The 26,756-nt window shown below is 63.5% G+C and carries 31 protein-coding genes and 1 pseudogene; 16 read left to right on the top strand and 16 right to left on the bottom strand.

What is annotated here, in order from left to right:
* Nucleotides 1-56: 56 nt before the first annotated feature.
* The 10 genes from EJ075_RS28125 (at nt 57) to EJ075_RS28080 (ending at nt 7,603) form a co-directional block, all read left to right on the top strand.
* Complete coding sequence (locus tag EJ075_RS28125; protein WP_095486843.1) at nt 57-977, top strand: DMT family transporter; 921 nt, start codon at nt 57-59, stop codon at nt 975-977.
* Nucleotides 978-1,036: 59 nt separating this feature from the next.
* Nucleotides 1,037-1,663 carry a molybdenum cofactor guanylyltransferase MobA gene (gene mobA / locus EJ075_RS28120; protein WP_126106565.1) on the top strand — a complete coding sequence of 209 codons (627 nt, stop codon included), beginning with the start codon at nt 1,037-1,039 and terminating at the stop codon, nt 1,661-1,663.
* Entirely contained in the window at nt 1,660-2,169 is a 510-nt protein-coding gene (mobB, locus tag EJ075_RS28115; protein WP_126106564.1) for a molybdopterin-guanine dinucleotide biosynthesis protein B, read from the top strand. The genes mobA and mobB overlap by 4 nt, the downstream gene beginning before the upstream one ends.
* Nucleotides 2,170-2,372: 203 nt before the next feature.
* Nucleotides 2,373-3,155 (top strand): ABC transporter substrate-binding protein, encoded by a 783-nt coding sequence (locus tag EJ075_RS28110; RefSeq protein ID WP_095486849.1) that lies wholly within the window; start codon nt 2,373-2,375, stop codon nt 3,153-3,155.
* A 117-nt stretch (nt 3,156-3,272) separates the two neighbouring features.
* On the top strand, nt 3,273-3,986 hold the full coding sequence (locus EJ075_RS28105; RefSeq protein ID WP_095486851.1) for an ABC transporter permease: 714 nt from the start codon (nt 3,273-3,275) through the stop codon (nt 3,984-3,986).
* A complete protein-coding gene (locus tag EJ075_RS28100) occupies nt 3,983-4,798 on the top strand; it encodes an ABC transporter permease (RefSeq protein ID WP_126106563.1) in 816 nt (271 codons plus the stop codon). The genes EJ075_RS28105 and EJ075_RS28100 overlap by 4 nt, the downstream gene beginning before the upstream one ends.
* 64 nt (nt 4,799-4,862) lie before the next feature.
* Complete coding sequence (locus tag EJ075_RS28095; RefSeq protein ID WP_126106562.1) at nt 4,863-5,732, top strand: NAD(P)-dependent oxidoreductase; 870 nt, start codon at nt 4,863-4,865, stop codon at nt 5,730-5,732.
* 8 nt (nt 5,733-5,740) lie between these two features.
* Entirely contained in the window at nt 5,741-6,445 is a 705-nt protein-coding gene (locus EJ075_RS28090) for a DNA alkylation repair protein (protein WP_126106561.1), read from the top strand.
* The gene (locus EJ075_RS28085) at nt 6,405-6,986 is read left to right on the top strand and encodes a GNAT family N-acetyltransferase (protein ID WP_126106560.1); all 582 of its coding nucleotides are present in this window, start codon (nt 6,405-6,407) and stop codon (nt 6,984-6,986) included. Before EJ075_RS28090 ends, EJ075_RS28085 begins: the two co-directional genes overlap by 41 nt.
* 44 nt (nt 6,987-7,030) lie before the next feature.
* The gene (locus EJ075_RS28080; RefSeq protein WP_245458032.1) at nt 7,031-7,603 is read left to right on the top strand and encodes a DUF3299 domain-containing protein; all 573 of its coding nucleotides are present in this window, start codon (nt 7,031-7,033) and stop codon (nt 7,601-7,603) included.
* Nucleotides 7,604-7,614: 11 nt separating this feature from the next.
* On the opposite strand, the gene EJ075_RS28075 is transcribed toward EJ075_RS28080, so the two are convergent.
* The 4 genes and pseudogenes from EJ075_RS28075 to EJ075_RS28060 all read right to left on the bottom strand — a co-directional run bounded on the left by EJ075_RS28075 (nt 7,615) and on the right by EJ075_RS28060 (nt 10,135).
* Complete coding sequence (locus tag EJ075_RS28075) at nt 7,615-8,106, bottom strand: Lrp/AsnC family transcriptional regulator (RefSeq protein WP_006333679.1); 492 nt, start codon at nt 8,104-8,106, stop codon at nt 7,615-7,617.
* 119 nt (nt 8,107-8,225) lie between these two features.
* A pseudogene (locus EJ075_RS28070) lies at nt 8,226-8,920 on the bottom strand (uracil-DNA glycosylase family protein).
* Nucleotides 8,860-9,471: a glutathione S-transferase gene (locus EJ075_RS28065; RefSeq protein ID WP_126106559.1), complete on the bottom strand. Its 612-nt coding sequence runs from the start codon at nt 9,469-9,471 to the stop codon at nt 8,860-8,862. The pseudogene EJ075_RS28070 and the gene EJ075_RS28065 overlap by 61 nt, the downstream one beginning before the upstream one ends.
* 40 nt (nt 9,472-9,511) lie before the next feature.
* Complete coding sequence (locus tag EJ075_RS28060) at nt 9,512-10,135, bottom strand: thermonuclease family protein (RefSeq protein ID WP_126106558.1); 624 nt, start codon at nt 10,133-10,135, stop codon at nt 9,512-9,514.
* Nucleotides 10,136-10,210: 75 nt separating this feature from the next.
* Here EJ075_RS28060 and EJ075_RS28055 point away from each other — a divergent pair, with 75 nt between their 5' ends.
* Nucleotides 10,211-11,731 carry a HAMP domain-containing sensor histidine kinase gene (locus tag EJ075_RS28055; protein ID WP_126106557.1) on the top strand — a complete coding sequence of 507 codons (1,521 nt, stop codon included), beginning with the start codon at nt 10,211-10,213 and terminating at the stop codon, nt 11,729-11,731.
* 4 nt (nt 11,732-11,735) lie between these two features.
* On the opposite strand, the gene EJ075_RS28050 is transcribed toward EJ075_RS28055, so the two are convergent.
* A complete protein-coding gene (locus EJ075_RS28050; protein ID WP_095486927.1) occupies nt 11,736-12,731 on the bottom strand; it encodes a nicotinate-nucleotide--dimethylbenzimidazole phosphoribosyltransferase in 996 nt (331 codons plus the stop codon).
* A 161-nt stretch (nt 12,732-12,892) separates the two neighbouring features.
* On the opposite strand from EJ075_RS28050, the gene EJ075_RS28045 reads away from it, so the two are divergent.
* Nucleotides 12,893-13,126: a DUF1289 domain-containing protein gene (locus tag EJ075_RS28045; protein WP_164547208.1), complete on the top strand. Its 234-nt coding sequence runs from the start codon at nt 12,893-12,895 to the stop codon at nt 13,124-13,126.
* Nucleotides 13,127-13,133: 7 nt separating this feature from the next.
* Nucleotides 13,134-13,838 (top strand): TIGR02281 family clan AA aspartic protease, encoded by a 705-nt coding sequence (locus EJ075_RS28040; protein WP_126106556.1) that lies wholly within the window; start codon nt 13,134-13,136, stop codon nt 13,836-13,838.
* Nucleotides 13,839-13,862: 24 nt separating this feature from the next.
* On the opposite strand, the gene EJ075_RS28035 is transcribed toward EJ075_RS28040, so the two are convergent.
* Nucleotides 13,863-14,606 (bottom strand): SDR family oxidoreductase, encoded by a 744-nt coding sequence (locus EJ075_RS28035; protein ID WP_126106555.1) that lies wholly within the window; start codon nt 14,604-14,606, stop codon nt 13,863-13,865.
* Between the two features lie 34 nt (nt 14,607-14,640).
* Nucleotides 14,641-15,486, bottom strand: a complete 846-nt coding sequence (locus EJ075_RS28030; RefSeq protein ID WP_126106554.1) for an SDR family oxidoreductase — start codon at nt 15,484-15,486, stop codon at nt 14,641-14,643.
* Nucleotides 15,487-15,656: 170 nt separating this feature from the next.
* On the opposite strand from EJ075_RS28030, the gene EJ075_RS28025 reads away from it, so the two are divergent.
* Nucleotides 15,657-16,592, top strand: a complete 936-nt coding sequence (locus EJ075_RS28025) for an AraC family transcriptional regulator (RefSeq protein WP_126106553.1) — start codon at nt 15,657-15,659, stop codon at nt 16,590-16,592.
* An 85-nt stretch (nt 16,593-16,677) separates the two neighbouring features.
* Here the strand turns inward: EJ075_RS28025 and dusA are convergent, their stop codons facing one another.
* The 9 genes from dusA to EJ075_RS27980 all read right to left on the bottom strand — a co-directional run bounded on the left by dusA (nt 16,678) and on the right by EJ075_RS27980 (nt 24,146).
* On the bottom strand, nt 16,678-17,673 hold the full coding sequence (gene dusA, locus EJ075_RS28020; RefSeq protein WP_126106552.1) for a tRNA dihydrouridine(20/20a) synthase DusA: 996 nt from the start codon (nt 17,671-17,673) through the stop codon (nt 16,678-16,680).
* A 209-nt stretch (nt 17,674-17,882) separates the two neighbouring features.
* Nucleotides 17,883-18,659 (bottom strand): sulfur oxidation c-type cytochrome SoxA, encoded by a 777-nt coding sequence (gene soxA, locus EJ075_RS28015; protein ID WP_126106551.1) that lies wholly within the window; start codon nt 18,657-18,659, stop codon nt 17,883-17,885.
* Nucleotides 18,659-18,979, bottom strand: a complete 321-nt coding sequence (gene soxZ / locus EJ075_RS28010; protein WP_126106550.1) for a thiosulfate oxidation carrier complex protein SoxZ — start codon at nt 18,977-18,979, stop codon at nt 18,659-18,661. Before soxZ ends, soxA begins: the two co-directional genes overlap by 1 nt.
* Entirely contained in the window at nt 18,979-19,461 is a 483-nt protein-coding gene (locus EJ075_RS28005; RefSeq protein WP_126106549.1) for a SoxY-related AACIE arm protein, read from the bottom strand. The genes soxZ and EJ075_RS28005 overlap by 1 nt, the downstream gene beginning before the upstream one ends.
* 2 nt (nt 19,462-19,463) lie before the next feature.
* Nucleotides 19,464-19,907 carry a sulfur oxidation c-type cytochrome SoxX gene (soxX, locus tag EJ075_RS28000; RefSeq protein WP_126106548.1) on the bottom strand — a complete coding sequence of 148 codons (444 nt, stop codon included), beginning with the start codon at nt 19,905-19,907 and terminating at the stop codon, nt 19,464-19,466.
* A 5-nt stretch (nt 19,908-19,912) separates the two neighbouring features.
* Nucleotides 19,913-21,175, bottom strand: coding sequence for an NAD(P)/FAD-dependent oxidoreductase (locus EJ075_RS27995; RefSeq protein WP_206437518.1), 1,263 nt, complete (start codon nt 21,173-21,175; stop codon nt 19,913-19,915).
* Nucleotides 21,162-21,503, bottom strand: coding sequence for a cytochrome C (locus tag EJ075_RS27990; RefSeq protein ID WP_245458030.1), 342 nt, complete (start codon nt 21,501-21,503; stop codon nt 21,162-21,164). Before EJ075_RS27990 ends, EJ075_RS27995 begins: the two co-directional genes overlap by 14 nt.
* On the bottom strand, nt 21,490-23,664 hold the full coding sequence (locus EJ075_RS27985; protein ID WP_126106547.1) for a molybdopterin cofactor-binding domain-containing protein: 2,175 nt from the start codon (nt 23,662-23,664) through the stop codon (nt 21,490-21,492). The genes EJ075_RS27990 and EJ075_RS27985 overlap by 14 nt, the downstream gene beginning before the upstream one ends.
* 11 nt (nt 23,665-23,675) lie before the next feature.
* Nucleotides 23,676-24,146 (bottom strand): (2Fe-2S)-binding protein, encoded by a 471-nt coding sequence (locus EJ075_RS27980; RefSeq protein ID WP_095485164.1) that lies wholly within the window; start codon nt 24,144-24,146, stop codon nt 23,676-23,678.
* 320 nt (nt 24,147-24,466) lie between these two features.
* On the opposite strand from EJ075_RS27980, the gene EJ075_RS27975 reads away from it, so the two are divergent.
* Entirely contained in the window at nt 24,467-25,186 is a 720-nt protein-coding gene (locus tag EJ075_RS27975; protein ID WP_095485165.1) for a response regulator, read from the top strand.
* The gene (locus EJ075_RS27970; protein ID WP_126106546.1) at nt 25,183-26,700 is read left to right on the top strand and encodes an ATP-binding protein; all 1,518 of its coding nucleotides are present in this window, start codon (nt 25,183-25,185) and stop codon (nt 26,698-26,700) included. Before EJ075_RS27975 ends, EJ075_RS27970 begins: the two co-directional genes overlap by 4 nt.
* The last annotated feature ends 56 nt before the right edge of the window (nt 26,701-26,756 follow it).

Raw genomic sequence — 26,756 nt, 5'->3', positions numbered from 1 at the left:
GCTGTTTTGCAGCCGGCTGCTAGAGGCTTGATGCAGAACCACAACCGGTAACGCCCTTGCCTCTTTCGCCAAACCTGCGCGGCGCGTTGTTCATGATGGTGGCCATGAGTGGCTTCACCCTCAACGACGCGATCAGCAAATTCTCGTCGGAATCCATGAACATGGCGCAGGTCATGCTGATCCGCGGCGCCTTCGCTTCGCTTTTTATAGGCCTGCTTGCCTGGCAACGCGGTGCGCTTGCCCTGCCCGGCTCGATGTTGCAGCCGATGGTTGCGGTGCGTGTCGCCGGCGAAGCCGGTGCTACCGTGTCGTTTCTCATTGCTCTTGCCCATCTGCCAATTGCCAACGTCTCGGCCGTGCTGCAGGCGCTGCCGCTTGCGGTGACGATGGGCGCAGCACTTGTGTTCAATGAAGGCGTCGGCTGGCGGCGCTGGCTGGCCATCGCCATCGGCTTTGCCGGCGTGCTGATCATTGTGCGGCCCGGCCTCGAGGGGTTCAGCATCTATTCCCTGCTGGCGCTGGCCTGCGTCGCCTGTTGCGCGGTGCGTGATCTCGCCACCACGCGAATACCGCAGGCCGTTCCGACATTGCTGGTGTCTACCGCCACAGCACTTGCCATGACAGTGCTGGGCGCGGCACTGCTTTCGCCAATGGGTGGGTGGACACCGATGACGGGAAAAAGCACGGCGCTGCTAGCGCTTGCGGCAGTGCTCGTGGTCATCGGTTACCAGTTCATCATCATGGCGATGCGGGTGGGCGACATCTCGTTCGTCGCGCCGTTCCGCTACACAGCCCTGCTCTGGTCGATCCTGCTTGGCCTGTTCATCTTCGGTGACGTCCCCGACCTGCCGATGATACTCGGCGCCACCGTCATCGTCGGCTCCGGCCTCTACACACTTTACCGCGAACGGATCGTCGGCCGGCGAAAGACAGCCGCCGAAAGCGCTGGACCTGATATGGCGCCGGACGGCATATAGACGAGCCCCGAGGGTCGCTAGAACCTGACGATTTGGGGCCGGCGAGAAGACAGCAGACGATGAACCGAGATATTGCAGGGATCATTCTGGCCGGTGGCCAGTCGCGGCGAATGGGTGGTGGCGACAAAAGCTTGCTTGCGCTGGGAGGCCGCTGCGTGCTCGACCATGTCGTCGCGCGCCTTGCCCCGCAAGTCGGACCGCTGGCGCTGAGCGCCAACGGCGATCCGACACGCTTTGCCAAGTTCGGACTGCCGGTGCTTGCCGATACGGTCGAGGGTTACGCGGGACCGCTTGCCGGCATCCTTGCCGGCCTCGAGTGGGCGTCCATGGCTTGCAGTGTGGTCGTCACTGTCGCTGGCGACACGCCGTTCTTTCCCGAGGATGTGGTCGGGCGGCTGGCCGCGGTGGTCAAGGAACGTCCCGGCGCGATCGCTGTCGCCAGTTCGGGTGGCAAGCGGCATCCGACGTTCGCGCTCTGGCCGCTTGGTCTGCACGACCCGTTGCGACGTTTCCTGGTCAATGAAGACAATAGGCGGGTTTTCGCCTTCATCGAGCGGCACGGCTTTGTCGATGTCGAATTTCCGATGTGGAACTCCGGTGGGCACGAGATTGATCCTTTCTTCAACATCAATACGCCCGACGACCTTGCCGAAGCCGAACGTCTGTTGCAGACCATGAGGCCATGATGAGACGCGTCTTCGGCATCACGGGCTGGAAGAATTCCGGCAAGACGACGCTGACCGAAAAGCTGGTCGCCGAACTTGTCCGGCGTGGCTGGAAAGTCTCGACGGTAAAACACGCCCATCATGATTTCGACATCGACAAGCCGGGAGCGGACAGCTTTCGCCATCGGCAGGCCGGAGCCACGGAAGTCGCCATTGTGTCAGACAGGCGCTGGGCCCTGATGCATGAATTGCGCGGCGAGGACGAGCCGACGCTGGACACGATCCTGTCGCGGCTCGGCACCTTCGACATCGTGCTGGTCGAAGGCTACAAGCGCGAGGCGCACAGCAAGATCGAAACACGGAGGCTGGAGGCCAAGGACCGGGCACCGCTTTCGGCAAATGATCCGCATATCGTCGCCATCGCCGCCGACTTCGCCATAGCGGGCGAAAGCCTGCCTGTCTTCGATCTCGACGACACGAAATCGATAGCCGACTTCATAGAGCGCACGACAGGCTTGGAGCGCTGAGGGCATTTGCGAAGGGGCCCTATTTCGCCGCTATTAGGCCTGCCCCAACGTCATCATTATCCACGAATGCAAATCCCGGAAGCAACGGTTTTTGCAGTTGCTTTTTTTGGGGAAAGAGTGGGAGTATCGCGCCAGCGGGCGGTCAAAAGCACCGCCCACAGAGCCGTTTGGAACGACGGCCGGGACATACAGAGAGGACCATCATGCGTATTGCATTGCGTATAGCGCTCGCCGCATCGGCCGCGCTGCTGACGCTGGGCGTTGCCCAGGCTCAGGAAAAGACTTTGAGGATCGGCACCGAAGGCGCTTACCCTCCGTTCAACAACCTGACCGCCGACGGCCAGCTCGTGGGCTTCGACATCGACATCGCCAAGGCACTCTGCGACGAGATGAAGGTGAAGTGCACATTCGTCGCGCAGGATTGGGACGGCATCATCCCGGCGCTCCAGGCTGGCAAATTCGATGCCATCGTCGCATCGATGTCGATCACCCCGGAGCGTGCCGAGAAGGTCGACTTCACCCACAAATACTACAACACGCCACCGGCAATCGTCGCGCCCAAGGACAGCGACATCAAGGGCGTGACCAAGGAGGACCTGGCCGGCAAGACGATCGGCGTGCAGGGTTCGACCACGCATTTCAACTATTCGACCGCAACCTACACCGACAGCACGATCAAGCCTTACCCCACCGCGCAGGAATACCAGCTCGATCTCGCCAATGGCCGCGTTGATGCGGTCAACGACGATATCACTGTTCTCGAAGGCTGGCTTGCCACGCCTGAGGGCGCCTGCTGCAAGGTGATCGGTGCGATCGCGCCTGACATCAAGATCCATGGTCCGGGCGCCGGCATCGCGGTGCGTAAGGGCGAGACCGAGCTGGTCAACCAATTCAATGCGGCGATCGACGCCATCCGCGCCAACGGAAAGTACAAGGAAATCAACGACAAGTACTTCAAGTACGACGTCTACGGCGGCGAGTCCTGATCCTTATGGATCTGATAGCGAACGGCGGGACATTCCCGCCGTTCGCACAAGGGGCGGCGCACGAAGGGTGACGCCGCGCTGCTCTCAAAGAGCCCATAAAGGAGAACAGGCAGGCGGATGCAAAGCGTTTGGACGCTGCTCAGTTGGGGCCCCGAAGGCTGGCTCGACGACATTGCCTATGGCGTTTTCATCACCGTTTCGCTTGCAGCCGCGACCCTGCCTGTCGGTCTGGTGATCGGCTTTCTGGTCGCACTGGCCAAGCAATCCGACGAGCCGTCGCTGCGGCTGGCCGGCAACATCTACACCACGATCTTTCGCGGATTGCCCGAGCTGCTGACGCTGTTCATCATCTTTTACGGCGCGCAAATCGGCATCCAGCAAGTGATGCGCCTGTATGACCCGACCGCCGCGGTCGAAGTAAACGCTTTTGTTTCCGGCATGATCGCGCTCGGCGTCGTCTTCTCGTCCTACGCCAGCGAGGTCTTCCTCTCCGCATTCCGCGCCATCCCGAAGGGACAGTATGAGGGCGGCTATTCTGTTGGCCTGTCGGGCTGGCAGACGATGCGACTTGTGGTCCTACCTCAGCTTATCCGTATCGCGCTACCGGGCCTTGCCAATCTGTGGCTCATCCTGCTCAAGGACACGGCCCTGGTGTCCGCCATAGGTCTTACCGACATATTGCGGCAAGCGGGCGTCGCCGCCCGCGTCACCAAGCACGCCTTCCTGTTTTTCGGTGTCGCCGCCCTCATCTATCTGCTCCTCGCCATCATATCGTCCTTCGGCATAAACGCGATCGAACGTGCGGTCAGCCGCCAGCAGGTGCAGCGATGAGCGTAGCCGCCATCGACCGACCGCCGGCTCTGCCACGCGGCTGGTCCCGGCAACGTATTCTCGGCTACGCGCTGGTCTGTCTGTGGATCGCTTTTCTCGTCGGGATCGCCGCCTACCTCATTCTCGCCTGGAACGGCGAGCTTTTCGCGAAATACGCGCCCGGCTATGTATCGGGACTTGGCATCACTCTGCTGCTTGTCGCCATCTCGATCGTGCTCGGTGCGATCCTGTCGGTGCCGATCGCCTATGCCCGCATGTCGAAGAACCGGGTTCTTTCAGGTCTTGCCTATGCCTATGTCTATTTCTTCCGCGGCACGCCGCTGCTGGCCCAGACCTTCCTTGTCTATTACGGCGTAGGCTCCTTCAGGCCGCAACTCGAGATGGTCGGCCTCTGGGGTTTTTTCCGCGAGGCGTTCAACTGCGCAATCTTCGCCTTCTCGCTCAACACTGCCGCCTATCAGGCGGAAATCCTGCGCGGCGCGATCCAGAGCGTGCCCATGGGCCAGTGGGAGGGCGCCGCCTCGCTCGGCCTGCACAAATTGCAGACGATGTGGAAGGTCATACTGCCGCAAGCACTGATCGTGGCGCTGCGACCCTACGGCAACGAGATCATCCTGATGATCAAGGGCTCGGCGATCGTCGCCATCATCACCGTCTATGATCTGATGGGCATCACGAAGCTGACCTATTCGCGCACTTTCGACTTCCAGTCCTATGTCTGGGCGGCGATCATCTATCTGATCATTGTCGAGATACTGCGCCACGCGGTCGAGTGGATAGAACGGCGCATCACGATACATCTGCACCGCTGACTCCCATAGCTCTGCCTGATCCGCTAAGAAGGCCGGAAGCAGGCTTATAAGGGATTCGAAAAACATGGCATCGGTGGCATTTCTCGGTCTTGGCGTCATGGGCTATCCAATGGCCGGGCATCTCAGGAACAAGGGCGGCCATGACGTCGCCGTCTACAACCGCACCAAGGCAAAGGCCGAGCAATGGGTTGGCCAGCATGGCGGCAGTGTCGCCAACACGCCGGCCGAAGCGGTCGACGGCAAGGATTTTGTCTTTTCCTGTGTCGGCAACGACGACGACCTGCGTGCGGTGACGATCGGGGCCGAGGGTGCGTTCCAGACGATGAAGACGGGAGCCATCTTCATCGACAACACCACGGCGTCGGCTGAAGTCGCGCGCGAACTGGCGGAGAAGGCGCAACTGCGCGGGTTTTCGTTCCTCGACGCACCGGTTTCCGGCGGTCAGGCTGGCGCCGAAAACGGCGTGCTGACCGTTATGGTCGGCGGCGAGCAGAAAGCCTTCGATAAAGCAAAGCCCGTCATCGATGCCTATGCCCGCATGGTCGGGCTGATGGGCCCGGCCGGCTCCGGTCAGCTCACCAAGATGATCAACCAGATTTGCATCGCCGGTCTTGTCCAAGGGCTGGCCGAGGGGATTCATTTCGGCAAGAAGGCCGGGCTTGACATCGAAAAGGTCATCGAGGTGATTTCCAAGGGCGCGGCCGGCTCGTGGCAGATGGAGAACCGCCACAAGACGATGAATGCCGGCAAATATGATTTCGGCTTCGCTGTCGACTGGATGCGCAAGGATCTCGGCATCTGCCTGGCGGAGGCCGACCGCAACGGCGCCAAGCTGCCGGTGACGGCACTTATCGATCAGTTCTATAAGGATGTGCAGGGGATGGGTGGCAAGCGCTGGGATACGTCTTCGCTGCTGGCGCGATTGGAAAAATAGGCTTTGTCGTGGCCGAGCTGTCGCCTCAGTCCAGCGCCGAGGAAATTGTCGCCCATCTGCGCTCGATCGGCTCGGAGGAGAATCGCCTTGGCATGCTGCGCTATGGCATCAAGATCGAACGTGCGCTCGGTATCTCGCACGGCGTGCAGAAGCAGATTGCCAAGAAAATCAAGCGCAATCATGAACGTGCCTTCGAGCTATGGCAGACCGGCATCATGGAAGCGCAGTTCATCGCTTCCGTCACGGCCGACCCGAAGCGGTTTTCTGCCGCGGATGCAAGACGATGGGCAGCGACCTTCGACTCATGGGATATCGTCGACGGCGTCTCCGATCTCTTTGTCGACACGGATTGCTGGAGGGAGCTGATAGAGGAGTTCGCGGCCGACGAACGGGAATTCGTTCGACGCACGGCTTTTGCCATGATGGCCTGGTCGGTGGTCCACCGGAAGAAGGAACCAGAGGCGACCTTTATCGACTTCCTGCCGACCATTGAAGCGCATGCCACCGACGGCCGTAATTTCGTGAAGAAGGCGGCGAACTGGGCGCTTCGTTCGATCGGCAAACGATCGACGAATTTGCACGGCCCTGCCCTTGCGCTGGCACAAAAGCTGGCTGCCTCGACCGACAAGACGGCACGCTGGATCGGCAAGGATGCTGCAAGGGAACTTTCCGATGCCAAAACGCTCGAGCGGCTCGCCGCCAGAAAAGTTTGATCGGACCGAGATTCGCTTTGCGGAGGTGACGCGTTCGACGCGCGCCGATTTCGAGAACCTGTTCGAGCAGCATGGCGCACCAAAATACTGCTGGTGCATGGCCTGGCGCCATCTCGAAAACCGCGAGCATGCGTCCAACGGTGAGAGGAAACGGGCGATGATGACGCTCATCGCGGCCGGCACACCGGTCGGCATTGTCGCTCATGCGGAAGGCAAGACCGTGGGTTGGTGCTCGATCGCGCCGCGCGAGACCTACCGCAGGCTGTCGCGGCAGCAGGACGACAGCGAGACGGGCATCTGGTCGATCGCCTGTTTCTATGTGCCGAGGGCATTGCGCAGCCGCGGGCTGGCGGCCGCACTGCTCGACGCGGCCATCGATCACGCCTTCGCCAAAGGCGCCAGGACGATCGAGGCCTATCCGGTCGACCAGGCATCGCCGAGTTACCGTTTCATGGGCTTTCGAGACATGTTCGTCGCCCGCGGATTCCACGAGATCGGCATGGCCGGCTCGCGCCGCCATGTGATGCGGCTTGAACGTTGACGCTGTCGGCGACGGCAGCTTAACTCCTGTCAAATGGAGAGCACATGATGAGCAATCGTCTCAAATCGACAGCGGCGCTGGCGGCCGTGCTGATTTCCATCGCGGCGGGCAGCGCTTCCGGCGAAACCGCGCACATATTCTGGAAGGACCTGCGCCCGGCAACCCAGCCCGCTGCCGAAAGTGTCGGATTGCCGATGATCGCGGCAAAAATGCCTGATCATGGCGAGACGCTGTCTCTCAATCTGCAGGACAAGACCATCCAACTGGCGGGATATGCGCTGCCGGTCGATCGCGAGGGCGATCTTGTCTACCAGTTCCTTCTGGTGCCGTGGACGGGTGCGTGCAGCCACATGCCGACGCCGCCGCCCAACCAGATCGTGCTCGTCACGCCCGCCCAGCCGTACCGGATGTCGCAGGCCTACCAGCGCGTTTCCGTGACCGGCGCATTGGAGCCGGGCATGGAAAAAAGTCAGCTCTTCATCCTCGACGGCGCCAGCGTCATCCAGTCTGGCTACACCGTGCGCAAGGCGGAGGTGATGGGCGTCGATAAGGTGCCGGACACCATCACGCTGCCAGTAAACTCGCCCTGGAGTTTCCTGAACAAAAAGAAGAACTAAGGAAAATTTCCTCAGGCAGCGTTCGCGCCCGATTCCTTGTCCAGCACCATATAGTCCAGCGGCATTTCGGTCGTGTACTTGATCTGCTCCATGGCAAACGACGACGACACGTCGCGGATCTCGATCTTGGCGATCAGCCGCTTGTAGAAGGCGTCGTAAGCCGCGATATCGGGCACCACCACCCGCAAGAGATAGTCGACGTCGCCGCTCATGCGGTAGAACTCGACCACTTCCGGAAATTCCTGGATGACCTCCGAAAAGCGCCGCAGCCATTCATGGCTGTGCGAATTGGTGCGGATCGACACGAACACGGTGACGCGCACATTGACCTTTTCATGATCGAGGATGGCGACGCGCCGCTTGATGACGCCTTCCTCCTCGAGCTTCTGGATGCGCCGCCAGCAGGGCGTGGTCGACAGCCCGACTTTCTTGGCGACATCGGCGACCGCGAGCGTCGCGTCCTCCTGCAAGAGACGGAGGATTTTTCTGTCAAGGCGGTCCATTGGGTGCTCCCACGGGAATAGATTAGGAATAGATTGGCTATAGTCCTTCTTATTTAGGCCATTCACAAGAAAGAAATTCTGCCAAATGGCGGAAAAGCGAGTGATTTCTTGCTATCGCCTCAACCGAGGCGATAGCGGATTTCTGATCTCAGAAATGGCAGCAAATCCATTTCAAACCACGGATTGCGCTTCAGCCAGCCGGTGTTGCGCCACGACGGATGCGGCAACGGCAGCACTTTCGGGTTGCCGGGCGCATCCCAGATGGTGCGCCAATCCATCACCGTCTCCGTCAGCGACGGACGACGCGCGGCGCCCATGTGCCACGATTGCGCATAGAGGCCGATTGTCAGCACCACGTCGACCTGGGGCATCAGTGCCATCAGTGGCGCGCGCCAGGCCGGTGCGCATTCGCGGCGCGGCGGCAGGTCACTGCCCTTGGCATCCTGGCCGGGAAAGCAAAAACCCATCGGCACGATGGCGAACTTGGTCGTGTCGTAGAATTCTTCGCTGCTGACGCCCAGCCAATTTCGCAATCGATCGCCGGAGGCGTCGGTGAACGGCATGCCGGTGACATGCACCTTGGTACCCGGTGCCTGGCTGGCAATCAGGATGCGGGCGCTCGACGACGGCCTGAGCACCGGGCGCGGCTCGTGCGGCAACGGCCGGCCGATCGGGTTTTCGACGCAGATACGGCAGGCGCGTACCGTCGCCGCGAAGTTTTCCAGCTCCTCGCTCATTCTCCGGGACTCATTGTCAGGCGGCGGCGCTCGGCCGGCTGGAGACTGCCTGATGCCAGCGCAATATATTGCTGCACTCCTCCGGCACCCTGATGCGCGCCGGCTTCATGAAGTCGATAGCGATCAACCCGGTGATGTCGGCGATCGAATAGGTTTCGCCGGCGATGAATTCCCTGTTCGCCAGTTCCTCATCGAGGATTTTCAGGAATTCGATGGCTTTCGGCTTGTTGGCCTCGCCCCATTCGGGAATCTGCGGAACTTCCCATTCCTTCATCGCCGGATGGATGTGCCGGAACGCGGCGGCGACGCAACCGAGCAGGTTGAGCTCCATGCGTCTTTGCCACATCTCGACCAGCGCCTTGCCAAGCGCGCCGCGCCCGAACAAAGCCGGTTCCGGATGGAGTTCCTCGAAGTAGCGGCAGATGGCTACGGATTCGGTGATGACGGTGCCGTCGTCGAGTTCGAGCACCGGCAGGCGCTGCAGCGGATTGCGCGAGCTGACCGTCTGCTCTCTGTGTTCCATCGCGCCCATATCGACGGGCACCAGCGGAACCTGAATGCCCTTTTCGGCAAGGAAGACGCGTACCCGCCGTGGATTGGGAGCGCGGCCGCCATCGAAGAGTTTCATTCCATCCTCCGGGTTGATCCGACAAATTATACGTTCCTGCTCACCAGAAGCGAAAAATTTCTCGCAAGGCATCGCCGATCGAAGCCAAACTACCGTGCTTTCTTTCGACAACCTCGTGACCATGGCTCTCGCGCCAATCGTGCGGCTCGTCGAAAGTGCCGGCCCAGATGCCGGCCTTGCCGGAACGAGCGGCGGCTTCGTCGGTTTCGAAATCGCCATAGGCAACCGCCCAGCCGGCCTCGACCTGGGCGCGGTTGAGATCCTTGCCGCCGGCCTTGCAATCGCCGAGCAGCCGGCCGTAGCGATCGCGCTGCCAGCCGGTGCAGGAGACGGATTTGCCAGCGATCAGCCTCACCAGCGACTGCCGCGCCAGCTTGCCGCAGGCATAGTCGGCGCCGTCCCTGCGGCAGATTTGCGAATATTCGGGCGCGTCAATGCCACGCATGCGGATGCGCTCGGTACCAAGCGTGATCGTATCGCCGTCATTGACGACGGCGGCACCCTCCGCCTTGCGCGTCTCGATCCGGTCAAGGCGCGCTGCCAGAAGGATCAGCAGACCGAGGACAATGACGGCCAGGGCGTAGTCCACCAGCCCGCGCCAAAGGCTTCGCGGCCGCGGCGGCACGTATCGCTGTCGCGGTCGCCACGACCACGAACGGCTCATATGGCAAACCGTTGGTTAATCATTCGAACGTAGCTTAACAATTTGAAACCGCTGCCCGCATAAATTGAAGTCTCCATGCCCTCGCAACGCTCGACCACAGCGGACAAGTTTATTGTGGACCGCAGGAAACCCCATCGCAACAGCGATGTGGCGCGCGCGGTGCGCAAGACGCGCGACCGTCTTTCGCAGCAGGTCGGAAATCTTGATTTCGACCGCGAGCTCTTAAAACTCCACGCCCGTGCGATGATAGGCAGCGCGACCATCGTTCCGATTCTCGTCCTGGCGACCGCCGCGACGGGTCTGTTTGCTGGAGTGGGTAACGAAATTGGCGTTTGGGCGCTTTTTACACTCATCTGCTACACCATCGTCGTGTTCATGGCGAGGCGCATCGATCAAACAGAAGCTGCCGAACTCAACCCGCTGCAAACGCACAGCGATTTCCTGATAGGCCACTTCCTTTGCGGCCTGGGCTGGGCCTGGTTCGCCTGGCTCGGTTGCGACGCCTGCCAGGTCGATCAGTTCCAGTTGACTAAGGCGGTGGTGCTGCTGCTCGCCATGGCGGCGACCGCGATCACCGCGTCATCGCTGCGCGGTGCGCTGCTGTCGACCTTTGCCGTTCCGGTCGCGGTCTATGCCTATGCCAGTACGAGGCAGTGGATTCCGGTCGAGCTGATCATGGCCGGTTTGCTGATCGCCTCGCTGCCCTTCTTCGTCTATACGGCGCGCCAGCTCAATCGTTCGTCCTTGATGTTGCTCTCGTTTCGCTCCGAAAAGGACGCACTTATCGCCGAATTGGACACGGCGAAATCGATGTCGGACGAAGCGCGACGACGGGCTGAAGACGCCAATCTGGCAAAGTCGCGGTTTTTGGCCTCGATGAGCCACGAGCTGCGGACGCCGCTCAACGCCATTCTCGGTTTCTCCGAGGTAATGGCGAACGAAGTGCTCGGACCGATGAGCAACCCGACCTACCGCGACTATGCTCGTGACGTCCACGACTCTGGCCAGCATCTGCTCGATCTGATCAACGAAATCCTTGACCTCTCGCGCATCGAGGCGGGCCGCTACCAGCTCAACGAGGAGCCGATGATGCTGCTCTCCGTCGTCGAGGATTGCTGTCACATGATGGAGCTGAAGGCGCGCAATAAGGACATCCGTATCGTCCAGGATTTCGAAAGCGCCTTGCCGCGCCTGTTCGCCGACGAACGCGCGGTGCGACAGATCGCGCTCAATCTTTTGTCGAACGCCATCAAGTTCACCGGGACTGGCGGCGAAATCCGCGTGCGCGTCGGCTGGACGGCGGGCGGCGGCCAATACCTCTCCGTTAGGGATAATGGGCCCGGTATACCGGCAGACGAGATTCCGGTCGTGCTGTCCGCCTTCGGCCAGGGCTCGATCGCCATCAAGAGCGCCGAACAAGGCACCGGGCTCGGCCTGCCGATCGTCCAGAGCCTGCTCGCATTGCATGGCGGCGAGTTCGAACTCCATTCCAAACTGCGTGAAGGCACCGAGGCCATCGCCATCTTCCCGCTGAGCCGGGTAATGGAGGAATTGCCTGCACTGCCGACCAAGGCGGTTGCCGCCCGGCGGCGCTAGTCGCCTAACGAACCGCCGCCGCCATGCCCGAACTGGTGAGCGCGGCTGCCTTGACCAGACCCGCGGCAAGGGCCGCCCCTGCCCCCTCGCCGTGGCTCACGCCGAGATCAAGCAGCGGGCGCAGGTCGAGCCGTCCGGCGGCCCGAGCGTGCGTAGGCTCTGGCGACAGACTGGCAAGCAGGCAATGGTCGAGCGCGGCGGGGTTGGCAGCATGCAGTGTCGCGGCGGCGGCTGTCGCCGCCAGTCCATCGAGCAGCACCGGGATCTTCTGCATCCGGGCGGCGAGGATGGCGCCGGCGATCGCCGCGAATTCGCGGCCGCCAACCCGGCGCAACGCTTCGAGCGGGTCCCTGAGACTTGTGCCGTGGAGGACTAGCGCCGCATCGACCACCTCGGCCTTGCGCGCCTGCATCGCCGCATCGGCACCCGATCCGGATCCGACCCAATCGGCACCCTTGCCGCCGAACAGTGCCGCAAACAAAGCCGCTGCTATAGTGGAATTGCCGACGCCGAGGTCGCCAAGGCAAAGCAGATCGGTGCCGCCGGCGACTGCCTCCATGCCGAAGGCCATGGTGGCGGCGCAGCCGCGCTCGTCAAGTGCTGCATCCTCGGTGATGTCGGCGGTCGGAATGTGCAGCGCAAGATCGAACACTTTCAGCCCCAGATCGTTGGCAATGCATATCTGGTTGACCGCAGCACCGCCCGCCGCGCAAAGCTCGACCGCGTTCGCCGTAGCAGCGACAGGCCGCGGCGAAATGCCGTGCCGGGCGACGCCATGATTGCCGGCGAAGATCGCCACCAACGGCCTGTTCACCGCCGGCGGCGCACGGCCGCTCCAGGCGGCGAGCCACGCGGCGATGTCCTCGACGCGGCCGAGCGAATCTTTGGGTTTGTCGGCCTTGGCAAACAACGCACGGACACGGGCTTCGGCCGCCGCGTCGGCCGGCGGCAGGGTCGCCAGAAGATTGCGAAAATCGTCGAAGGGCAGCGCGCTGGTCATGTCGTTGGTGATCATTCCCTGGAGTTGGTGAGCGGCATAGCCGCCTTGCTTCGTAGGCACAACTGCCAGCATTGACGCGAAAGCGGTTGCCGGCGGCGCATTCCGGAGGGCTTGCATTGGCCTTGCCGTTACACCATGTGGAAGCGAGACAAGAGAATATCATGACGGCCATCGAATCCCCATGCATCCTGGTCTGTTCGATCGATATGAAAACCGGCTTCTGCTTCGGGTGCGGCCGCACGCGCGAGGAAATCGGCGCCTGGATCGAGATGACCCCTGAAGTCCGCCGCAGCGTCATGGCCGAGCTGCCGGCCCGACTGGAGATGGTTGAACGCAGACCGCGTCGGGAAACGCGCCGCACCCGCCTCGCGCGCGAACGCGACGCCCTCTCGTGAGCCATATATGAACCGGTTTTTCTGGACTTTGATGATCGTGATCGGGGCCGGCGTGGTCCTGCTCATGCTCAACGATTCCGCCGGCAGCACGTTCGGCGTCGAGAATTACGATTTCAGCCGGCTGATCTGGCTTGGCGCATTGGTCGCGCTCATCGGCGCCGGCCTGCTCAGATCAGGCAGGCCCTTGGGCGCCATGGCCCGCAATCTCGGCACCTGGGTCGTCATCGTGCTCGCATTGATCGCCGGCTATCAGTACCGTTATGAGTTGCAGGATGTCGCCAGCCGGGTAACGGCCGGCCTTGTTCCCGGCAGTCCACTGGCATTGGGGTTGGAAGACGGCCACGCCACCGTGACCCTGGACAAGGCCGGCAATGGCCATTTCGAAGCGCGCATCATGATCAACGGCACGCCGGTCCGGGCCGTGGTCGATACCGGCGCAACCAGCACCGTGCTGACCGCGCAGGACGCGCAAGCGGCTGGGTTCAATCCAGCCGTTCTCAATTTCACCATACCGGTTTCTACCGCCAATGGCATGGCGCGCGCCGCCGCCGTGAGAACCGACGAATTGGCGATCGGCGGGATCGTGCGCAAGGACATGCCGGTCATGATTGCCGCGCCCGGCATGCTCGGCCAGAGCCTGCTCGGCATGAATTTCATCAGCTCGCTGTCCGGTTTTGACGTGCGCGGCGACCGCATGATCTTGCGCGATTGAACAGTCGGGCTGCTTCGGCGCCGCTCAGTGAGCGTTGAGCATCTCGACTGCCTGATCAAACCGGCCGTCCCGTTCCGCCCAGCGCAGGAAGCCTACTCGCTCCACCAGGATCTCTTTCGGCGTCGGCTGCCGACTGAACAACGCCATCGCCTCGTCAATGAACGCATCGAGCGGCATATACTCCTCGCGGGTCGACTGGCCGGGCGTCAGTTCAGTGCGAACCGCGGGCGGCGCAAGCTCGATCACTTCGACCTTGCCCTTGAGTTGCTCGCGCAACGACACCGTATAGGAATGGATCGCCGCTTTGGTGGCATTGTAGGTCGGCGTGCCACTCAGCGGCACAAAGGCCAGGCCTGACGAGACGTTGACGATCACGGCGTTTTGCCGGGCCGCCAGGTGGTCGATTAGCGCGTTGATGAGCCGGATCGGCCCGAACAAGTTGGTGACGATCGTCTCCTCCGCGTCGCGCAGATCGCGGGTCCTAGTCAGATCTTCGCGGCGCATGATACCGGCATTGTTGATGAGCATGTTGAGTGCCGGGTGTTCGGCGACTACGCGCTTGGCAAATGCTGTGATTGCTTCCGAATCTTCGACATCGCCGACCATCGCGTGCATGCCTTCACGCCCGGCAATCGTCCGCTCGAGCGCCTCCTCGCGCCGTCCGGCGACGATCACAGTGTTTCCAAGCGCATTGAAGCGCAGCGCCAGTTCCCTCCCAATACCGGATCCGCCGCCGGTGATGAGGATCGTGTTTCCCGTCGTTTTCATCGTTCTGTGCTCCATGTATTCCAGCTGCTCGGGATCAAACGACGCCACCGTTTGCAAATACCGTCTGTCCGTTGATCCAGGCGCCGTCCCCGCTGCAGAGCGCCGCGATCGCATCGGCAATGTCGGAAGGCTCGCCTAGCCGCTTGTGTGGCGTGCGAGCGGCGAAGCCGACGATCTGCTCGGGGGTCTTGCCGTCGGTGAAGAGGGTTGTGTTCACAAGGCCTGGTGCCATGGCGTTCACCGAGATCATGCGGCCTTCAAGTTCCTTGGCGAGTATGTTCGCGTAGAGTTCCTGCGCGGCCTTGGTGGCGGCGTAAGCTCCGTAGGTCGGGCTGCGCAGCTGAGTGATGCTCGAGGACAGCGCGATGATCCGGCCGCCGTCGCGCACGCGCCGCGCCGCCTCGCGCAGCACGTAGAAACTGCCCTTCTGGTTGACGTCGACCATCCGGCTGAAATCGGCGTCGGTCATGTCGCGGAAAGGCGCAAGCCGCATGATGCCGGCATTGCTCACGACAACGTCGACGCCGCCGAACGCGCGCTCGTTTTCCTCGAACAGGCGTTGCACTGCACTGGGATCGCTGACGTCGGCCTGCACCCAGATGGCGCGCCCGCCAGTTGCCTCGATCTCCCGGACTACGCCGGCCGCGAGATCGCGGTTCTTTTCGCAATTCACGGTGACGGCATAGCCGTCACGAGCGAGGCGCCTGGCCGTCGCTGCGCCGATGCCCCGAGAAGAGCCGGTCACCAGGGCGACCTTGCCGCGCGACGCCGGCGCCTGACCGGTCGTTTGCGCGCGGGCGGCCCCGACCGCGAGTGCTACTGGAGCCATGGCGACCACCGCCAGCACGGCTCGTCTCGGCACCTCGTTCTGTCCAGACATTGGGAGTTCCTTTCCTTGTAGCGAACTTGCTTTTGTCGGGACGTTACATACCGCGCGGGCCGGCCAGGGGCTTGCCAACCCATGCGCAAAACTTGCTCGATTCTGCAGCCCATGTGACGTTTGCGCGCGCGCATGCTAGGTATCGAGCCACGCTACAGGAGAGAGATCACATGGACTCGCTCAAACAGGCCGCTCAGGCTTATGCCAGTCGACATGCCAACAGCGATGGCTTGGCGGTGACGCCTGTGCCGGGTCTCAAGATGATGTACATCGAGTCCCCTTCCGGCGATCTTCATTCAGTCTATCGACCCCTGGTGTGCCTGGTCCTACAGGGCGCCAAGCGCATGACCGTAGGAAGGGAGCAGCAGGTCTTTTCCGCCGGGCAGTCTGTGATCGTGAGCGCGGACATGCCGGTCGTCGGGCGGATCGTGCAGGCGAGCCGGAGCGAACCCTATCTGGCCGTAGCGGTCGAGCTCGAGATGACGATCCTGCGCGAGCTGACGGCGCAACTGGGCAGCGTCCGCCCGCTATGCCCGTCCGAGACACGCACCTTGTTCGCCGAAGACACCGAAGCCGCGGCGCTGGACTGCGCATCGCGGCTGATGAGGCTGTTGGACCGGCCCGATGCGATACCGCTCCTGCGCGACGGAATCATGCATGAGCTGCACTATTGGCTTCTGTCGGGGCCGCACGGCGTCGCCTTGCGGGCACTTGCGGATCCAGAAAGCCACGCGAGCCGCCTCGCCGCGGCCATCGCGATCCTGAGAGCGGAGTACCGATCGCGCGTGTCCGCCGAACGCCTGGCGGCGGCAGCTGCAATGAGCCTCACCGCCTTTCACAAGCATTTCAAACAGATGACATCGCTGACACCGGGACAGTACCAGAAGCGGCTTCGCCTGGTCGAAGCGCGCCGCCTCATGGTGGATGAAGGCCTCTCGGCAAGCAGCTCTGGGTTCGAGGTGGGCTACGAGAGCATCTCGCAATTCACGCGCGAATATGCCCGACTGTTCAAAGCGCCGCCGAAGCGCGACGCCCTTCGCGTCCGGAGCGCAGCACGCGGGATCAGAGAAGAAATGCCGGACGGCGAGCGGGCGCGCGCTGCTTAGCCCGACTTGCCTCAGCTATCGACGGTCCTCTGGATTGCTGAACGGACTGCGTAGACGCGCCGCATGATCTTGCTCGACTGAACAGTCAGGCTGCTTCCGCATCCGCCCTGCCGAAATCGACTGCAGCGAAAGCCGCCTTCAGAACATCCGGTCCAGCGCCGGGCCTTGTCGCGTCAGTGGAAAGGATCTGCCGGTAGCGGCGCGCGCCAGGCAGACCGTGGAACAAGCCGACCATGTGACGGGTGACATGACCAAGCCGCCCGCCCCGCTCGATATGGCGCGCCGCATAGTCCGCCATGGCATCGATCAGCGCGACAAAATCGAGCGCGTCGGGTTTGTCGCCGTAAAACGCGGCATCGACGCCTGCCAGAATACCCGGCGTGTGATACGCGGTGCGGCCGAGCATGGCGCCGTCGACGTGATCAATGTGGTCAAGCGCTTCTTCAAGAGATTGAATACCGCCATTGATGCCAATGAATTTGTTTTGTTTTCTGGCTTTCAGCCGATAGACCCTGCTGTAGTCGAGCGGCGGGACGTCGCGGTTTTCCTTCGGGCTCAGCCCTTCCAGCCACGCTTTCCGGGCATGCACCCACAGCGCGTCGGCGCCGGCCGCGAAAACGCCGTCCGCCAGCGCGTCGAGCGCCGGCTCAGGATCCTGCTCGTCGACGCCGATCCGGCATTTGACTGTGACGGGGATACTGACGGAAACCTTCATCGCCGCAATGCAGTCAGCGACAAGAACTGGTGCCTTCATCAGGCAGGCACCGAACGTGCCCGACTGGACGCGATCGGACGGGCAGCCGACATTGAGATTGATCTCGTCATAGCCGAAGGCTTCGCCGATGCGCGCCGCCTCGGCAAGCTTCTGCGGATCGGAGCCGCCGAGCTGCAACGCGACTGGATGCTCGGTATCGTCGAAGCCGAGTAAGCGCTCGCGCGCGCCCCGGATGACCGCGTCGGCCACGACCATCTCGGTGTAAAGCAGCGCCCGGCGTGTCAACTGACGATGAAAGAACCGGCAGTGCCGGTCCGTCCAATCCATCATCGGCGCAATAGCCAGTCTATGTGCTTGATACGTCATCGTTTTTGTTTAACTTTAAATCGTTAGCTTGTGTCAAGTACACACGAGCGTGCGCCACGATACTGCGCTTTTCGCCAAACCTTCGGTGAACTCATCAAGCTCCATATCGATGACATGTGCGAGGTTGGCAAGGCCTGCCAGACCCGCGCGCGCGCCGCGTTGCGATCAACTGTCGTCGGCGACAGATGAAGACCGGCCGTTGGCCGGCATCATGGCCGGACCGCCGGCGTCTCGACCCGCAAGCCACGGGCCCGCTCCGTCAGATGGAGCTCAAGGTCAACGAGTTCCGGTGCGCCAAAGGCGAAGGGCTCCGCCCTGACCCCGATCATGCAGTTGCGCAGGCGCCGCTGCAGCGAACCGACTGTCTGCCATTCCAGCCGGTAGAGCGGATAGCCGGTCGGATGCGCCTGCGGGATGACGCTGCCGCCGAGTCGCTTGCCCGAGTTGTCGTCGTGGCAGGAGGCGCAGGAAAGATCGAGCTGGCCGATACGGCTCTGGAACAGACGCCGACCGTTGTCACGAAACGGCGCGAGCCGGGCGTCGGTCGCCGGTGTGAGCATGCCGCGCGACTGACGTGCCACATAGGCCGTCAGGGCGAGCAACGCGTCAGATTCCGGCGCCTGCGGCTCGGCCTGCTGGCGCTCCGCGCGGCAGGAATTGATGCGCCCGGCAAGGTCGATCGGCCGTCCCATCGCCTCGTCAAAGGCCGGATAGCGTGTGGCAACGCCGCGCATCGTCTGACTGGCATCGCCATGGCAGCCGGCGCAGGCGACATCCGCCCTGCCCTCGGCCTGTTGCCAGAGCTGCTCGCCCTGCAGCACCCACAGCATGCCGGGGTTGCTCATGTCGTCGGCCTGCAGCGCCTGCGTCTCCGGCGTCATGAAGTCGAAGCCGGAGCGCTTCGCGCTGCCTTCGATGCCGGCAGCGATGGCCATGCTGCAGACGACCGCCGCGATGATCCCCACCAGGCCCCAGAGGGCGCGCATCAGCTCACCGTGATTTCGGCCGACGCCGTTTGGCTCTTCCCGGCATCGTCCGTCCAGGTGAAGTCGATCGTGCCGCTCGTCGTGGCGAGGAGCGTGAAGGCGATGAACGGATTGGCCGATACCGCTGGAAAGAGATCGGCCGAAAACACCTCCTCGCCGTTGTAGGTACAGGCAAAACGGCGGATGATGTCGCGTGGGATGTTGATGCCGTTCGGGCCGACACGGTAGCCGGTCTCCATCGGGTGCGCGATCATCGCTCGGATCTCGACGACCTCGCCCTGCCTGGCCGCTTTCGGCACGTTGACGAGTGCGCGCGCCATTATGAGAGATCCTCGATACAGGCGGCCAGCGTGACGATCGCGCTTGCACGGCTTGACCAGAAGCTGCCGTCGCTCATCTCAGCGACCGCGACCACCACCTGGGAGGTCGCGAGCCGGATCCTCGTCGAGACGGTGGCGCGGCCCGAGCGCGGCCCGAGCCTGAAAACCGCGGCATTCGCCTCCGGGTTCTTCTCGTTGAAGACCGCGATGCGCCGGACATAATCGTCCGCGGTCATCGGGCTCTCGGCGGCGACCGTGATCCCGACCGCATTGCCGTTTTCGACCAAAGGCGGCAGGTCGAGCCGGACGCGGCCGTCGAGAACGTCGGCTCCCCCGGTGAAGGTACGGATCGCTTCATCGAGGCTCGGACGGGCAACGGCCCAGCGCGGCAGGCTGATCACCAGAAGGCCGGTCATGCCGGCCCGAATAAACTGCCGCCGTCCGACCAAGCCTCCGTGAACTCGAAGCGGGTCTTCGCGCATAATCACCCCTTCAGTGTCGTGAGATAGGCGACGATATCCTCGATGTCGGCGCCGGTCAGGATCGGTTTGCTGCGCCAGGCGGTGGCGACGCGCCGGCCTTCCTCTTCCGCGATCCGGTAGTAGGAAGGCATGCTCGTATTCGGCACGAGCCGCTTCATGTCGACTAGGCGCAGCCGGATCTGGCCTTCCGAAAGTCTTGCCCCGACGCCGGTCAGGTCGGGCGCCAGCGTGCCATGCAGATGCGCATCGGGGAACGGCCCGCTGTGGCAGAGCGTGCAGAGGCTGCGCTGCCGGTCCGAGATCAGCGCGGCGCCTCGCGCCGGATCACCCTTGCCGCCGACCAGAGGCTCCATGATCGCGTCGCCGGTCACGACGTAAGATACCGCCTCCTCGCCGACACCGGGCGAGGCCGCAAGCAGCAATCCCGCAACAGCGAGGCAAGCCATCCTCATCATCCGAACATTTCGCTGGTGATCGTCCGGAACCAGTCCTCCGCATAGGCCGCTTCCAGTTCGCGAACGGAGGACGGCGCTTCGAGCGGGCTTGTGCCGCCCGCACCCTCCACCTCGGCAAGCAGGCCGTCGCGCGGCTGGTAGACGCCGGCGATCGAAATGCCATAGCCGGGCGCGACCAGGCTGTAGCAGGTGTTGATGAGCTTCGGCTGCGCCGGCTGCCGCTCCCTGACCAGCGCGGCGACCGCCGCAGCGCAGGCTTTTGCCTGGGCGTTTGCGCTGAAGGCGGATTTCGGCATCGCCCCGCCGATCGCCGCGTCGCCGACGACGTGGATCGCTGGCTGCAGGCGGGACTCGAAGGTGACCGGGTCGATCGGGCACCAGCCCGTCTGATCCGCGACACCGGCCGACTGCGCGATCCTGCCCGCACGTTGTGGTGGGATCACGTTGGCGATATCGGCCTTGTGGCTGCCGAACTCGGTCACCAGCGTCCTTGTCGCCGGGTCGACTTCCGTCACCCTGCCGCCCGAGGACAGCGGCACCCATTCAATCAGGCCGGGATAGAGCTCTCGCCAGGCGGCTTCGAACAGCCGCTGCTTCGAAAAGGCGTCCTTGGCGTCGAGGATGATCAGCTTCGAGCGTGGCTTGCTGGTCTTGAGGTAATGCGCGATCAGGCTTGCTCGCTCGTAGGGACCGGGCGGGCAGCGGAACGGATTGGCTGGCGCGGAGAGAATGACCACCCCACCGTCCGGCATCGCCGCGAGCTGGTCGCGCAGCAGCAACGTCTGCGGCCCCGCCTTCCAGGCATGCGGCATGATCTCCGCCGCCGCCTCGTCGTAGCCCGGCAGCGCGTCGAAGCGCAGATCTACGCCGGGCGCCAGCACCAGCCTGACGTAGCCGATGTCAGTTCCGTCATCCAGCCGAACGCGCCGGCGCTCGGCATCGACGGCGACAGCGCGCTTGCGGATGAACCCGATGTCGCCGAACCGGTCATAGCCGAAGGTCTGCGCCTCGATACCGCGCAGCCCTGCAAGCACGGCATTGCTGAACGGGCAGGCCAGATAGGCTGTCTCCGGCTCGATCAGCGTCACGGCAAGGTCGCGATCCAGCTGCTTCAGTGCGCGGGCGCAGCTTGCCCCGGCAAAGCCGCCGCCGACCACGACCACGCTGGGCTGCGCCTGTGCGCGTACCTGCGGCGCAGCAAGGACCGCCGCGGCGACGCTGGCCGCCGCGCCGCCGATCAAGGCTCTACGGCTGGGCATGGCGTGCCGACTCGGGTTTGGCGAGCCATTCGGCGATGGCGCGCGTCTCTTCCTCGGTATATCCCCTAGCGATGCGGTCCATGACCGTCGCCTTGCGCTCACCGGAACGGAAGGCTTGCATCTGGGCGACGATGTCGTCCGCCGCGTGGCCGTCGAGCGAGGAGATGGCTGAGCCAAGCGCCGCCGGCCCGTGACAGCCGGTGCACGCCGCCGCACCAGGCGCTGCGCCGGCCCATGCCGGCGCGCTGGCCGCAAGCGCCGCAACCAGGACGGGCGCGAACGATCGTCCGCGCCTGTTCTTTGGGCGCATCATGTCATGCGAGGTCATGGTTTTTCAGCGGCAGCGTGCGGATGCGCTTTCCGGTGGCGGCGAAGATCGCATTGAGGACGGCCGGCGCGGCGACCGCGATGGTCGGCTCGCCGACGCCGCCCCAGAAGCCTCCGGACGGCAGGATGATCGTCTCCACCGCCGGCATTTCGGCCATGCGCATAACCTCGTAGCTGTCGAAATTCTCCTGCTCCATGCGGCCGCCATTGACGGTGCATTCGCCGTAGATGCAGGCGGAAAGGCCATAGACGAAGGAGCCCTCGACCTGCCGCTCCACTTGTGCGGGATTGACGACATGACCCGGATCGGTGGCCGCCACGATGCGATGGATCCTGAGCTGCCCGTCGGTGACCGAAACCTCCGCTGCCGCCGCGACATAACTGCCGAAACCCATGATCTGCGCCAGGCCGCGGTGAACGCCGGCGGCTGGCGGGGTGTCCCAGCCGATCCGTTCGGCAACCGCCTCCAGCACGGCGAGGTGCTTCGGATGCTTGGCCATCAGCTTGCGGCGGAAGGCGAGCGGGTCGACGCCGGCCGCATGGGCGAGTTCGTCCATGAAACACTCGACGTAGAGCGCATTCTGGTTGAGGTTCACGCCACGCCAGAAGCCCGGCGGGATCGGCGGGTTGCGCATGGCATGGTCGATCCGCAGATTGTCCACCGTGTAGCCCAGTGTGCCTTCCGTGCCACTGAGGACGAGGCCTTGGAAGACGACGGGGTCCATGCCGTTCTGCATGCCTTCCGGCCGCACCGCCGCAAGGATCGACTGGCCGGATATACGCATGTGCAGAGCGGTCAGGTTGCCGTCCGCGTCGAGCGCGCCCGTCAGTCGGCACCGCGTCGTCGGATGATAGGCGCCGTGCAGCATGTCCTCTTCACGCGACCAGATGAGCTTTACGGGTGCTCCCGGCACCTGCTTGGCAATGCTGACCGCTTGACGCACATAGTCCTGGAAGTTGCCGCGCCGGCCGAAGCCGCCGCCGAGATGGATCTTATGCACCTCGCATTGCTGCACCGGCAGGCCGGCGGCCTCGGCCGCTGCGGCAAGGCTCGCCTCGCCATTCTGGGTCGGCACCCAAACCTCGCAGCGCTGAGGCGTGTAGAGCGCCGTCGCGTTCATCGGCTCCATGGTTGCGTGGTTCTGATAGGGATAGGCATAAGTCGCCGTGACCGTTCGGCCGCCAGCGGACAGGGCGGCTCCAGCGTCACCTTGCTCGGCGCCAATGAAGGCGTCATTTGCGCCGAGGCCTTCTTCGAGCATCGCCGCGATCGAGGCGCTGGTGACCTGCCGGTTGGGACCTTCGTCCCAGACGACCGGCAAGGCATCGAGAGCGGTCTTCGCCCGCCACCACGTGTCGGCGACAACCGCAACGGCGGTCTCGTCGACCTGAACGACGGTGCGCACCCCGGGCATTTCAGCCACCACCGCCGCGTCGAAGCTCTCCACCTTGCCGCCGAAATACGGGCAGGCCCGGATTGCCGCGTTGAGCATGTTCGGCAGCTTGAGGTCAATGCCGTAGACCTGGCTGCCGTTGAGCTTATCGGCCGTATCAAGCCGCGGCAGCGGCTTGCCGGCTATGGTCCAATCCTTCGGGTCCTTCAGCGTGACATTGGCGGGCGGCGTCATCCGCGCAGCGGCGGCGGCCAACTGTCCATAAAAGGTGGCGCGATCCGATGCCGCATGCGTGACCATGCCCATCCTTGCGGTACATTCGCTGGCCGGCACGCCCCATTCGGCGGCCGCAGCGGCAATCAGCATCTCACGCGCAATGGCGCCACCAATACGCACATATTCGTGCGATTCGCGGATGCCGCGGCTGCCGCCAGTCGAGAAATTGCCCCATACGCGGTCGCGCGCTAGGTTTTGGGCCGGCGACGGATATTCGGTCGTGACCTTCGACCAGTCGCAATTCAGCTCCTCGGCGACGAGTTGCGCCAGGCCTGTCAGCGTCCCCTGCCCCATCTCAGAGCGGGCGATGCGGATGACCACCGTGTCGTCGGGCCTGATCACCACCCAGGCATTGATCTCCGGCGCGGTCTCGGCGCCCTCGGCAAGTGCGGGCTTGATGAACGGCACGTTGAACCCGAGGGACATGCCGCCGGCCGTGGAGGCCACGCCGATGATGAAGCTGCGGCGGGAGATGGAAATTATGGCGTTCATGACTGTTCTCCTCAACCGCGTTGCGTGGCTTCGCCGCCATTGGCGGCCAGCTTGATCGCGGCGCGGACCCGGTTGTAGGTGCCGCAGCGGCAGATATTGGTGATCTCGGCGTTGATGTCTTCGTCCGTGGGGTTCGGGTTCTGCATGAGCAGACCCGCCACAGCCATGATCATGCCGGCCTGGCAGTAGCCGCATTGCGGTACGTCGAGCGCCAGCCACGCCTGCTGGACCGGATGCGAACTATCCGGCGAAAGCCCCTCGATGGTGGTGATTTGCTGGTCCGGCTCGACGGCGCTCACCGGAAGCACGCACGAGCGCGTGGCGGCGCCGTCTATATGGACGGTGCAGGCGCCGCAAGCGGCAACCCCGCAACCGTACTTCGTTCCGGTAAGCCCGATCTGCTCGCGGATCACCCATAGCAGCGGCGTGTCCGGATCGACCTCGATGTCACGTGGCGTGCCGTTGACGATCAATCTGGCCATTGTGCAATCCTTTCGATCAAAGGCTGGCGAGGACCGCCGTCCGGATGCCGCGCGGCATGGCCTGGCGGCAGAGACCGGAAGTCCCGGCTAGCGACGAGGCCAAATTAGCCAGGACCTGTCGCAGAACCTTGTCCCGTTGACCGGCAGTTCATCGCAAGCTGTCGCAGGCGAAGCGTTCTGATACACTTCGTTACACTTCTCACGGTTTGTTGATGTCGTGCGAGATTGCCGCCATGGTGCGGAAGGTGATCATCCGTGTAGACGCAAACTAGATATCGTCGATACTGGCCGACTATTTAGCGGCGGCTTTGGAGCATTGCATGGAAGTGGCGCAGCACATCGCGGTCGTCGACGACCACAGGGACATCCGCGACCTCGTCGGGAAATACCTCACCCAGCAGGGTTATCGCGTCAGTGTCGCCGACAGCACGGCCGCGCTCAAACGGCTGCTCGACCGCAGCTTGCCCGATCTCATCGTCCTCGACGTCATGATGCCTGGCGAGGACGGCATTGCCGCCTGCCGGCACGTGCGCGGGACGGTCGACGTTCCGATCATCTTCCTCACCGCCATGGCCGAGGAGATCGACCGGATCGTGGGCCTCGAGATCGGGGCCGACGACTACCTGACCAAGCCGTTCAATCCGCGGGAACTGCTGGCGCGGATCAAGGCCGTGCTCAGGCGCGTCCACAGCCTGCCGCCGCAGCGCGGCCGTCTCAAGTCGAATGCCCTTCGGTTCGACCGTTGGACGCTGAATGTCGGCCGCCGCGAGCTGGTCGGGCTCGACGGCGTGGCGGTCGCGCTCAGCACGGCTGAATTCCGCCTTCTCACCGCCTTCATCGAGCATGTCGGGATCGTGCTCAGCCGGGATCAGCTGCTCGACCTCACGGTCGGGCGCACCGCCGACGGTTTCGATCGGGCCGTCGACAACCAGGTGAGCCGGCTGCGCAAGAAGATCGAGGCGGATCCGAAGAGTCCGATGCTGATCAAGACGCACTGGGGCGGCGGCTACTGCTTCACCGCCGAGGTGGCCCAGGCATGATGCTGTTGTGGAGACGCAGCCTGGCGGCCCGCTTCCTCATGCTGGTGCTGCTCGCGCTCGCCCTGTCGCAGGCGATCACCTTCCTGATCTCGTGGGACGAGCGCGGACAGGCCCTGCACGCGGCGGCCAAGGGCGAGTTCGTCAGCCGCACGTCCTCGCTTGCGCTTCTGCTGGACACGACGCCCCCCTCGCTTCGGCCCGACATACTCAACGTCAGCGGCACGGCCTATACGCGCTTCTGGACCTCGGACGACGGACCGAGCAATCCCCTCGCCTGGCAACAGGAGGCTTTTACTCAGCTCGCCAAGCCGCTGCCCGGGATTGCCGGCAAATATGCCGCCTACATGAACGGCCAAGCTTCGAGCGCAGTCGATGCCGCCGACCCTTCCGTGCCGCCGCGCATGTTGGATTTGTCCGGCAATGGCAGGCCCTTCTCGCGGCCGGCCAAGTTTCTTTATATGGACGCCGCCCCAAACGGCATGGGCCTTTCCGTCCGCCTCGATGACAGCACCTGGCTGAATGCCGCCTACGCCAAGGCGATGCCGAACGCCTTTTGGACGACGCAATCGGCGATATCGCTGGCGCTCACCGCGCTCATCCTGTCCGCCATCGCGATTTTCGGGGCGCAGGCAATCGCGCGTCCGCTGCGACGGCTCGCCAATGCCGCTGAACTGTTCGGCCGCGGCGAGGCCGTGCCGCGGCTGCCGGAATCAGGGCCGGACGACATCCGCCAGACCGCCGAGGCGTTCAATCGCATGCAGGAGCGCCTGCAGCGCTTCGTCGAAGACCGCACGCGCATGCTGGCGGCGATCAGCCACGACCTGCGCACGCCGCTGACCTCGCTCCGGCTGCGCGCGGAGTTTGTCCAGGATTACGAACTCCAGGAAAAGATGCTGAAGACCATCGAGGAGATCCAGACGATGACGGAAGCGGCGTTGGCCTTCGCGCGCGAGGACGCTGCGGTAGAGGCGACGCGAACCGTCGATCTTTCGGCGCTGGTCGGCAGCCTCTGCGACGATCTCGCAGAGCTAGGCCAAAACGTCACCGTCAGCGACGGTCCCAAGGTGCTGTATCGCTGCCGGCCGGACTCCCTGCGCCGGGCGATCCGCAACCTCGTCGAAAACGCCGTCCGCTACGGCGAGCAGGCCAAGGTGAGCCTGGTCAGCAGTGCCGACAGCCTGGACATCGTAGTCGAGGACGCCGGTCCCGGCATTCCGCAAGGCGATATGGAGCAGGTGTTCGCCCCTTTCTTCCGCCTGGAGCAGTCACGCAACCGGGAGACCGGCGGCGTTGGGCTCGGCCTGTCAATTGCCCGCGCCATCGCCCGCCACCACGGCGGCGACATCGTGCTGGAGAACCGGAGCGAGGGCCTTCGGGCACTCATCAGGCTGCCGCTGATCGACATGGCCAAGCAGCTTGCCCCGGCGCCCGTGCCTGAGCCGAAACCTCCGACCGGACTGCGATCCCGAAACCGTCCCGCGATCGGAACTCCCGCGTTGCCGCGCCATAATTAGATCATCGCTGTCGCAGCGAAGGACAAGTCACGACCTGCATCCTCCCGCGCCTCCTC

It is taken from the genome of Mesorhizobium sp. M6A.T.Cr.TU.016.01.1.1, assembly GCF_003952585.1.
GTDB lineage: Bacteria > Pseudomonadota > Alphaproteobacteria > Rhizobiales > Rhizobiaceae > Mesorhizobium > Mesorhizobium mediterraneum.
This window is presented reverse-complemented; position numbering and strand designations above follow the sequence as displayed.